The 7,909-nt window shown below is 63.8% G+C and carries 4 protein-coding genes; 2 read left to right on the top strand and 2 right to left on the bottom strand.

Annotated features, from left to right (window positions below; genetic code table 11):
• The coding region (locus tag R1101_RS26505) for a non-ribosomal peptide synthetase (protein WP_232284736.1) at positions 1-2,915 on the bottom strand (2,915 nt) is incomplete at its 3' end.
• Between the two features lie 281 nt (positions 2,916-3,196).
• Here R1101_RS26505 and R1101_RS0111920 point away from each other — a divergent pair.
• Both R1101_RS0111920 and R1101_RS29565 read left to right on the top strand, forming a co-directional pair.
• On the top strand, positions 3,197-5,044 hold the full coding sequence (locus tag R1101_RS0111920) for a DUF4012 domain-containing protein (protein WP_016933656.1): 1,848 nt from the start codon (positions 3,197-3,199) through the stop codon (positions 5,042-5,044).
• Between the two features lie 243 nt (positions 5,045-5,287).
• Positions 5,288-6,153, top strand: a protein-coding gene (locus R1101_RS29565; RefSeq protein ID WP_442969884.1) for an IS5 family transposase whose coding sequence is annotated in 2 segments (ribosomal slippage) — positions 5,288-5,663 and positions 5,663-6,153 — 867 coding nt in all. Because the reading frame shifts where the segments join, the coding sequence is not laid out codon by codon here.
• A gap of 230 nt (positions 6,154-6,383) precedes the next feature.
• On the opposite strand, the gene R1101_RS29560 is transcribed toward R1101_RS29565, so the two are convergent.
• Complete coding sequence (locus tag R1101_RS29560) at positions 6,384-7,631, bottom strand: polysaccharide pyruvyl transferase family protein (protein ID WP_232284734.1); 1,248 nt, start codon at positions 7,629-7,631, stop codon at positions 6,384-6,386.
• Positions 7,632-7,909: the final 278 nt, after the last annotated feature.

Here is a 7,909-nt window from a genome sequence, read left to right as displayed (position 1 = left end):
GTGGGGTGGGCGAACACGTCGCGCAACTGCACGTCGCGGCCCAGGGCGGCACCGAGGCGTGCGGCGAGCTGGGCGGCGCCGAGCGAGTGACCGCCGAGCGCGAAGAAGTCGTCGTCGGCCCCGATGTCGTCGACGCCGGTGAGTTCGGCGAACAGCTCGGCGACGATCTTCTCGGCCGGGCCGCTGGGCGGCCGCGACCCGGTGGCCACGGCACGTTCGGGTGCGGGCAGCGCGCGCCGGTCGACCTTGCCGCCCGGCGTGAGCGGCAGCGCGTCGATCACGGTGATCGACGACGGCCGCAGATAGGTGGGCAGTTCGTCGGCGAGGCGGACGGTGAGGTCGGCGGGGTCGACGTCGCCCACGACGTAGGCCGCGATGTGGTCGCCGTGGACGGTGACGGTCGCGGCCTGCACCTCGTCGACGGCGACGAGGGCGGATTCGATCTCACCGAGTTCGATGCGGTAGCCCCGGATCTTCACCTGCTGGTCGGCACGGCCCAGGAATTCGAGCTGCCCGTCGGTGGTCCAGCGGACGCGGTCGCCGGTGCGGTACATGCGACCGCCGAACGGCGAGGCGACGAAGCGTTCGGCGGTGAGAGCCGGTGCGCCGAGGTAGCCGCGCGCCACGCCCGGCCCCCCGAGATACAGTTCGCCGATCACGCCGGCGGGCACGGGATGCAGGCGGGCGTCGTAGACCACGGCGGTGGTGCCGTCGATCGGCCGGCCGATGGGCACGCCCGCGCCGGGCTGCAGGGGGTCGCTGAGGGTCGCGAGGATCGTGGTCTCGGTGGGCCCGTAGGCGTTGAGCATGGTGCGGCCGGTGGACCAGCGGTCGACCACGGCCTGCGGCAGTGCTTCGCCACCGGCGTCGAGAACCTGCAGGTCGGGCAAGCCGTCGTCGGGGGTGACGGCGAGGATCGCCGGTGCGGTGATCGCGTGGGTGACGGCTTCGCTGCGCAGCAGAGTGGCAAGGGCCGGTCCGCCGACGGCGTCGCGCGGGCAGATCACCACGGTGGCGCCGGCATCGAAGGCGAGGAGCAGTTCCTGCAGCGACGCGTCGAAGGACGGTGCGGCGAGGTGCAGCACGCGCGATGTCTCGTCGGCGCGGTAGCGATCGCGCAGCGTCGACACGAGCGCCGACACACCGCGGTGGCCCACCGCGACGGCCTTCGGGGTGCCGGTGGAACCGGAGGTGTGGATGATCCACGCCGCGTTGTCAATGTGCAGCGGACGCAGGCGATGCTCGGCCGTGAAGGTCTCGCCGGATGCGTCGGCGGGCGGCGCGATGCGGGTGACGTGCTCGGGCAGCGGCGGGCGGTCGTGGGCGACGGCGATCCGCACGTCGCGTAGCACCTGCTCGAGGCGGCGGGCGGGAAGTTCGGGGTCGAGCGGGGTGTAGGCGGCGCCGGTCTTGGCCACGGCCCACAGTGCGACCACCGAGTCGATCGAACGCGGCAGCAGCACGGCGACGCGTTCTTCGGGGGCGGCACCCGCCGCGACCAGCACATGAGCGAGCGTGTCGGAGCGAGCGTCGAGTTCGCGGTAGGTGATGCTCTCGCTCCCGTCCACGACGGCGACGGCGTCGCTCGCGGCCTGGCGGGTGAGGACATCGGGCAGCAGTTCCGGCTCGGGCGCGGTACGGCCGCGGGCGGGAGCCAGGCCGTCGAGTTCGGTCGGGCCGGCGAGGGCGAGATCGCCCACCGCGACGCCCGCGTTCTGCACGAACTGCTTCAGGAATCCGAGGAAACGGCTGTGCAGCGACGAGAGGTGTTCGCCGCTGTAGAGATTGGGGTTGGCCTCGAAATCGACGCGCATCGTGCGGCCGGCGACGCCCGGGTAGACGTTGACCGACAGGTCGTCGATCGGTCCGGTGGACTGCACGTGGTAATCACCGATGACATCGCCGAACGCGATCTGCGGGTGGAACATCATCAGGTTGACGACGGGACCGAACGCGTTGCGGGTCTCGCTGTGCTCGCGACCCATCTCGCGCAGGTCGGCCAGCATGTCTTCGTAGCGGTAGCGCTGGTGGCGCAGGGCACCGGTGAGCTCGACCTGCACGTCGCGGATCAGATCGGTGGCCGGCGCCGCCTGATCGACGCGCACCCGCAGCGGAACGACGTTGGAGATGGCTCCGGCGGAGCGACGCAGCGGCGCGGTGGTGCGAGCCGAGACCGGGAGCGTGAGCACCACATCGTCGGTGCCGCACGCGCGCGACAGAAATGCGGCGAAGGCGGCGACGACGACGGGGACGTCGGTCGAGTTCGCGCCGTGGGCCAGAGCCGTCACGGCGTCGGCGACCTCGGACGGCAGCTCGGCACCGGCATGGCGCGCCGGCACCTTCGGCGGAGCGACGCCCTCGACGAGCGAAATCGGCTCGGGCAGGCCGGAGAGCCGCTCGAGCCAATGGGCGCGATCGGCAGTCTGACGTTTCGACCCCGTGTATGCAGCCTCGAACTCGACGATCTTCTCGACGGGCATCGACGTGACGGGCGGTGTCTCCTCCCCTGCAATCCACGCCGAGTACAGCTCGGCGGAGCGGTTGAGCATGATCATCGCGCCGTGCCCGTCCAGAGCGATGTGGTGGACGTAGCTGGACAGGAAGTAACGACCGTCGGCGATATGGAGCAACGCCGTCGCGATCAATCGGTCGCGCAGCGGATCGATGGGCCGCGAGAATCGCTCGCTCATCCACCGGTGGGCCGCAGCTTCCGGATCCTCGCACGAGCGGAAATCCACGTACGGGACGTCGTCGTCGAACTCGACATCGACAACCTGCTCTGGAAGCCCTTCCTTCTCGACGAGGAACAGGAAACCCGACTCCACATCGCGCGCACCCTGCACACATGCCTGACGAACGAGGTCGTGATCGAGCTCGCCCCGAAGTTCTACGTACTGGGCAATCGTGAAGGGCACATCGGGATGGAGAGCTTGCGCGTACCAGAGCCCCCGCTGACTAGGGGACAGCGGAAGTAGATGCACCACGCTCCCCTCGCCCTCGCCCGACACAATTCAGGACAGGGGACGTGCAGAATCCTCCCCTATCGTGCGATCGTGGACGGAGCCTCCCAACTCCACTGTCACGATCACCGTGCAGAAGTTTACTTACAGTCACGGTTACCCACCACTTGAACGGTCGGCCAGTTCGGAATCGGGTTATCGTCTCGAACGGAAACCACGAAGGGGGCACAAGCGGCGTGAACGATGTTACCGGTGAGTCACATTCGCCCGAACGGCGTCGACGCAAGGTACGGAGGCGTCTGTCCGACGAGGAGATCGCAGCCCAGCGCGCGAAGCGCCGTCGCGTGCAGATCGGCTGCGGTATAGGCGCACTCGTGGTCGTCGGATTCGCCGGCTGGCTGGGTTACGAAGGCCTGCAGGCGAAGTCGAATCTGGAGAAGGCGCAGAACTTCGCCACACAGGCGAAAGATGCTCTGCTCGCAGGCGATACCGACAAGGCTCGCGTCGCCGCAGCCGACGCCGATCGTTACGCCCAGGACGCCCAGGGTTCGGTCGATTCGGTGCCGTGGCGCATCGCAGGCGCCGTCCCATTCCTTGGCAGCCCGTTCGATTCCACTCGCCAGATGACCACCATTGTGAGCGGTCTCACAGAGCAGGTCCTCCTACCGGCGGTCGATGCAGGCAGTGCAGTCTCTCCCGATCAGTTGATTTTGGACGGCGCACGCATCAATCTCGCCGCCCTCCGGGACGCCGCACCCGTCCTCGAGACGACTTCCGCGGCCATCAGTAATCTCGACCAGCAGGCTCAGAATGTCGACAGCACGTGGCTCGGGGTGATCGACGATGCACGAGTCGACTTGCAGCAGCAGGTGTCCGAGTTGTCCGGTCTGTTGAACAACACGTCGCTCGCGGCGCAGATCGCGCCGGCAATGCTGGGCGCAGACGGTCCGCGTAGTTACTTCGTGGGTTTCCAGACGAACGCAGAGGCACGTGGCACAGGTGGACTGCTCGGCGGTTTCGCTGTCATCCGCGCAAACGACGGTGCTGTCTCCGTCGACGACGTCACGAGCAATCGGGAATTCCGGTTCGACTACGACCCGATCGACCTCGGCCCCGACTATCAGCGTGCATATGGCCACAGCCGCCCCACCCAGGACTTCCGCAACAGCAATGTAAGCCCGCACTTCCCATATGCGGGCCAGATCTGGCAGTCGATGTGGAAGCAGGAGACAGGCCAGCGTGTGGACGGTGCGATCGCGACCGATCCCGTCGCACTGAGTTACGTCCTCGACGTGGTCGGGGATGTAACCCTCCCCGGCGGTGAGAAGATCACCGCGGAGAACGTGGTGGAGCTGACCGAATCCACGGCCTACGCACGTTTCGGCGACGACCAGAAGGCACGCAAGGCATATCTGGAAACGGTTGCGCAAACCGTGGTGAAGAAGCTGACCGGCAGCATTTCCAGGCCGCAAGCACTCCTCGAGGCTCTGGGACGCGCGGCAGGCGAAGGCCGCCTTGCGGTGTGGAGCTCCGTCCCGGAGGAGCAAGACGTCCTCGCCACCACGCCTCTCGGTCATGTCGTGCCCGATGACCCCGCGCCTTATGCCCACGTGGTGATCAACAACCTCGGTGGAAACAAGCTGGACTACTACTTGGAGCGCGAGATCGAGTACACAGCGGGATCGTGTGACGGAGACACTCGTGAATCGAAGGTAACTGTGCGGCTGACCAACGGCCTTCCTCCGGGCGATTACACCGACTACGTCGCCGGAATGTTCGATAACCCGGTAGGCGCTCCTATAGGTACAAATCTCACCGACGTCGGGCTCCTTGCGACACAGGGCGCCAAGTTGAAGAAGGTGACCGTCAACGGCACCACCACATTCGGCTTCACCGGAATGGAGCGTGGTCACCCTCTGTTCAACATCCAGGCTCCGGTACCGCAGGGCGAAACAGTTGAAATCATTTACGAAATGACGGAACCCACAGCAAGCGGAGATCCGCGCGTCCCGATTCAACCCCTTGTGGACAGCCCCCGCGTAGACATCACGGTGCCGGACTGCGCCCAAAGTGAGGAAGACTAAGCGCTAGCAACGCCAGTCTCACGAATGAAAGCGATCGCCCAACCTTGAGACTGCTCAACCCACCGCTAACGGCTTTGCCGCACTCGTCCAACCGCACAGCGTTGGCTGGGCACGATCTCAGCCGACGGTCATGAGTCAAGCTGACGAATCGGAGAGAGCAGGCAATCCGGACCACATCTCGGCCGTATCGGGGCTAGGACGTGTCCTGTGAATCGGGGAACACCCCCGTGATACAGATTCGGGGTGGTAGGACGCGGCGAGTTGACCGACAACGCATGGGCACAGATCGAACCGCTGCTGCCCGCCTCGGGACGAGGTGGGCAGTGGCGTGATCACCGACAGGTGATCAACGCAATCTTGTGGAAACTGCGTACCGGCGCACCCTGGCGGGATCTGCCCGAACGCTACGGACCCTGGAAAACCGCCCACGAGCGGTTACGCAAATGGACCATGGACGGCACCTGGGAAAAGATCCTCGACGCCACGGTCGTCAAAGACGACGCGGTCGGGGCAGTCGAGTGGATCGTCTCGGTCGACTCGACCGTGGTCCGGGCCCACCAGCATTCGGCCGGTGCCCGGAAAAAGGGGGCTGCACACCGGCGGTCGAAGCGCTCGCCGTCGATGGAGAATGCCTCGGACGCTCCCGCGGAGGACTGAGCAGCAAGATTCATCTCGCGGTCGACGGGCGTGGGATGCCGATGAGCGTGGTCCTCACCGCCGGCCAGGCCGGTGACAATCCGCAGCTGGTGCCGTTGCTCGACCGGATCGAGGTCGCCCGGCCCGGTGGTGGGCGCCCTCGATCCCGCCCGGAGGCGGTGGTGGCGGACAAGGCGTATTCGCATCCGAGTACCCGCGTGCTGTTGCGGGGCCGCGGAATCCGGTTCACGTGCCCGGAACGGACGGATCAGAAGGCCACCCGAGCGACGAAGGGTTCACGTGGTGGGCGCCCGCCGGCGTTCGACCCGCTCGAATACGCAGGTCGCAACGTTGTCGAGCGCTGCATCAATCGGCTCAAACACTTCCGTGACCTGGCCACCCGCTACGCCAAACGGGCCGCATACTTCCGGTCCGAGTTGATCATCGCTGCCATCGTTCTGTGGCTTCGATGATTCACAGGACACGTCCTAGGCGGTGGTTGCCGAGGTTGCACGTAACCTCGGCAACCACTCCCACTGGCGATGATCCGCGTACGTCGAATGCCCGATGACGCTTTCAGATCCTTCGAAAGTCCTGAATAGAGAACCGAATACTGAGACTAAGCCACCGGAGCCTATTTGAACCGGTACGCCAGACCATCCATATGTTGTCCTGCCAAGATCGGCTGATTACTTGATGCCACTCACTGGAACGCCAACTCCGCACGGTTTGCCAAACGCGCAACGTCCAGTTCCGGGACCCTTCTGACTTGCGCATCGGGACGGCTCAGCTCGCCTAGCGCATCCAAGATCTTCCTGCCACAGCCCGCTTCGGGCTCTATGACGAGATGTGGAGCCCCCAGCACTTCGTAAAGCCCTTCGACCTTACCCTGCGTCGACATTGTAATGGGGTACGTACCAGAAAGAATTCCCAGTACAGCGAGATGCATCCGGCCGGTAATGATCACCGATGCACGTCCCGCAAGGGACACAACCTGGTCCGGACTGAGCAGTTCCGGCACGCGAAAAACTTGATCTTCCACTACTCGATCAACCCGGACCTTACTCAATTCCTCGATATCATCGTTTCCTGGCCGGGAAACGTGCGGTAGGAGAACCACACTCCATCCCTTTTCAATCAGATTTTCCACTACATACTCGTATTCACTGATCTGATCGAATGACGATGAAATCAGGCCGCTCGCATTAACAACGGCGATCTGACGCCCTTCCGCGATCTGTGCATCACACCACTTGGTGAGACGAGGCTCCTCAACATGTTGGCCCACACGAGAAAAGACGATATCGGCGCACAGAGTAGCGAGATGAACTCCGGACCCACGGATACGGCGCAGCGAAATCGGATCTCTGACGGACAGTAGAGCCCTCCGCTGCACGAACTTTGCGGCTACGATACTTGATCGAGTAGCGCTATCGTTCCAACTGAACCCGAGTACTCGACTCTTCGCTCCTGCAATCGATGCCAGCCAAGCAACCGAAAACCGTGACACAGACGCTAGCGGGTTATAGGCGCCGTCCATGGTGTCCGCACCAATAATCCATACGTGCTTACTCCGATGCGCCAAACGGACAAGAGTGCGGACGCCCTGAAACCTTTTCGGACCAATCGAGTACAGTAAAGCTCGACTCGAAACTACATCGACTCGCTCCTGAAATCGATCAGGAATTTTCAATGCTTCAGCACCACCCGCAAGGATCGAAATCCTCCCATCACTAGCTTGATCGAGGCATGCTTCCAACAGCGCCTGATCGCCGATATTTCCAGCGCCGGGCGCGGCAACTATTGTTACATCGAACTCACGCTGAGAACGACGCATACGAACAATTTCAACAGCAGCAACCATGGTATCGATGCCGATTATTATCGCTCCAGCGGCGCCGGTCCCAAGAAGGGACTTCCCAAGCGATTTTACCCTTGATGGAAATTTCACGAAGTCTCCTCGGATCTAGAATTACTTCTACTCTTCAATGACGAGGACATCAGAACCCATGACCCAACAGCACGAGTCGCAGTTCCGCCGGCTAGTCCGACCTGGGAACCGATCGCTCCGCCCCACGCCGCACCCACAGCTACCGCGATAAGCGTTACGGGCGCCGCAAAGACCTTAATCAGCATTGATGCCCGCACCATGCCCATTGCACGAAGTATCAATCCGGGGCCGACACTTATGGCAGCAACACTTAATGCGATTGCAGTGAACGGTAAAAC

Source organism: Rhodococcus sp. R1101 (genome assembly GCF_000278445.1).
GTDB lineage: Bacteria > Actinomycetota > Actinomycetes > Mycobacteriales > Mycobacteriaceae > Rhodococcus > Rhodococcus gordoniae.
This window is presented reverse-complemented; position numbering and strand designations above follow the sequence as displayed.